This window comes from Mesorhizobium sp. M0768 (assembly GCF_040320195.1).
GTDB lineage: Bacteria > Pseudomonadota > Alphaproteobacteria > Rhizobiales > Rhizobiaceae > Mesorhizobium.
The window spans coordinates 1-1,206 of the sequence record NZ_JAMYPD010000094.1; the positions used below are offsets into that span (position 1 = coordinate 1).

Genomic DNA, 1,206 nt, shown 5'->3' on the forward strand with positions numbered 1-1,206 from the left:
TATCGGACGGCTGCTTCGATTGGATGGTCATGCTGCGGTCTCCTGGGGAAAATGTTGCGATGGAAGCGGCGTGCCGCCGAGATAGTAGGTCTTGATGTCGTCGCGCTGGCGCAGGTCGGCGGCCGACCCTTCCAGCACGCTCTTTCCGTTTTCGAGCACGGTGGCGCGGTCGGCATATTTCAGCGCCACTGCCGAATTCTGCTCGGCGACAAGGATCGAAAGATCTTCGTCCCGATTGAGCCGCTTCAAAGCGCTAAAAATCTCGTCGACGATCAGCGGCGCCAGCCCCATCGAAGGCTCGTCCAGCACGAAGAGTTTCGGCCGCGACATCAGACCGCGGCCGATCGCCGTCATCTGCTGCTCGCCGCCGGAGGTGAGGCCGGACCGGGTTCGCCGCTTCTCGGTGAGCCTGGGGAAAAGCGCATAGACGCGGTCGAGGTCGGCCTTGACGCCGGTGCGGGAGGACGAACGCCCGAGCGCGCCGGTCAGAAGGTTCTCCTCGACCGTCAGCGAGCGGAAGCAGTGTCGGCCCTCGAGGACCTGGACCAGACCCTTGCGGACGAGGTGAGAGGGGCTTGCCCTGGAGACATCCTCGCCGTCGAAAGTGATCCGGCCAGCGGTAACAGTGCCGCGCTCGGCCGGGAGGAGATTGGATACGGCGCGTAGCAGCGTCGTCTTGCCGGCACCGTTGGAGCCGAGCAGTGCGACGATCTCGCCTTTGCCGACCGACAGGTCGACACCGTGCAGGGCGGCGACGGCGCCGTTGTAGACGGCCTCCACGCGACTGACCGACAGGATCGGATTTTCCGGGCTGGACATCGATGACTCCGCAATAGGCAGGAAATCGCGGCCGGCCCGTGGGCCGGCCGCGAGTTATTGGACTTCAGTTGCTGACCACTGCTTCGGCGTCTTCGGCCGTGCGGATCTTGATGCCCTTTTCCTTGGCATAGGCCTCGGACGACTTCTCGATGATCGGACGCAGCAGCTTCCAGTCGGGCGCAATCCAGTCGGAGACGACGTTCCACTTCTTGCCGTCCCACTGCTGGAAGGTCACGTAGCCGTCACCTTCGTGATTGTCCCAGGAGACGTTGATCGAGTGGAACAGGTCCTTGGCGCCCAGCGCCTCGACGCGTGCCGGATCGAGCTTGAGATGCTCGAAGCCCCAGCGGACTTCGTCGCCGGTGAGCGTGCGGTTGCCGAACTTGG

General features: G+C 64.0%; 1 protein-coding gene and 1 pseudogene. Both read right to left on the minus strand.

Annotated elements, in window-relative coordinates; all coding sequences use genetic code 11:
- Positions 1 to 27: 27 nt before the first annotated feature.
- On the minus strand, positions 28 to 819 hold the full coding sequence (locus NKI08_RS34435; protein WP_352775955.1) for an ABC transporter ATP-binding protein: 792 nt from the start codon (positions 817 to 819) through the stop codon (positions 28 to 30).
- Positions 820 to 883: 64 nt separating this feature from the next.
- Positions 884 to 1,206: pseudogene (locus NKI08_RS34440) on the minus strand (ABC transporter substrate-binding protein); the annotation flags it as partial.

Excerpts from the sequence above, each read along its gene's own strand:
- NKI08_RS34435 (WP_352775955.1), bottom strand. The coding sequence starts at position 819 with ATGTCCAGCCCGGAAAATCCGATCCTGTCGGTCAGTCGCGTGGAGGCC.